The following is a 1,353-nucleotide window of genomic DNA, read 5'->3' on the forward strand; positions in this document are numbered from 1 at the left end:
TCGAGGCCTATCACCGGTTGTCGAAGCTCAACGAGTATTCGGCGGTCGACTTCACCGGCGACTCCGCCGCCGCCTACCCGTTGCCGTAGCGACCCCCGACAGCGAGGACCGCCACACATGACCGAATCCGAGTACCGCATCGAACACGACACCATGGGCGAGGTCCGGGTGCCGGCGAAAGCGTTGTGGCGCGCCCAGACCCAGCGCGCGGTGGAGAACTTTCCGATCTCCGGGCGTGGCCTGGAACGCCCCCAGATCCGGGCGCTGGGACTGCTGAAGGGCGCCTGCGCGCAGGTGAACAAAGATCTGGGGCTGCTGTCCCCGGAGAAGGCTGACGCGATCATCGCCGCAGCCGCCGAGATCGCCGACGGCCGCCACGACGACCAATTCCCCATCGACGTGTTCCAGACCGGCTCGGGCACCAGCTCGAACATGAACACCAACGAGGTGATCGCCTCCATCGCGGCGGCGGCCGGCGTCACGGTGCATCCCAACGACGACGTCAACATGTCGCAGTCGTCCAACGACACCTTCCCTACCGCCACCCACATCGCGGCCACCGAAGCCGCGGTGCGCCACCTGATTCCGGCGCTGGGTGAGTTGCACGCCGCGCTGGCCGCAAAGGCTTGCGAGTGGCGCACGGTGGTCAAATCCGGGCGAACGCATCTGATGGATGCCGTCCCGGTGACGCTGGGCCAGGAGTTCTCCGGGTATGCCCGCCAGGTCGAGGCCGGCATCGAAAGACTGCAAGGGTGCCTTCCCAGGCTCGGTGAACTGGCGATCGGCGGCACGGCCGTGGGCACTGGGCTCAACGCCCCCGACGGTTTCGACGCGCGTGTGGTCGAGGCACTGGTCACCCGGACCGGTCTAGCCGAATTACAGGTAGCCAGAAACCATTTCGAAGCACAGGCTGCCCGGGACGGGCTGGTGGAGGCGTCCGGTGCGCTGCGCACGATCGCGGTGTCACTGACCAAGATCGCCAACGACGTCCGCTGGATGGGGTCGGGTCCGTTGACCGGCCTCGCCGAGATTCACCTTCCGGACCTGCAGCCGGGCAGTTCGATCATGCCGGGCAAGGTGAATCCGGTGCTGCCCGAGGCGGTCACCCAGGTCGCCGCACAGGTGGTGGGTAACGACGCGGCGATCGCCTGGGGGGGTGCGGGCGGCGCATTCGAGCTCAACGTTTACATCCCGATGATGGCCCGCAATCTCCTGGAGTCGTTCACGTTGCTGGCCAACGTGTCTCGGTTGTTCGCACAGCGGTGTGTGGCCGGGCTGACCGCCAACGTCGAGCATCTGCGCGAGCTGGCCGAATCCAGTCCGTCGATCGTGACGCCGCTGAACTCCGCGATC

Annotated in this window: 2 protein-coding genes; both read left to right on the forward strand. The window is 66.8% G+C overall.

From position 1 onward, the window contains the following. On the forward strand, positions 1-89 hold an 89-nt coding region (locus AC2VON_RS16735), incomplete at its 5' end, for a hypothetical protein (protein ID WP_486953952.1). A gap of 28 nt (positions 90-117) precedes the next feature. After that, a partial coding sequence (locus tag AC2VON_RS16740; protein WP_486953951.1) for a class II fumarate hydratase occupies positions 118-1,353 on the forward strand: 1,236 nt, incomplete at its 3' end.

It is taken from the genome of Mycobacterium sp. TH-M82 (assembly GCF_057473605.1).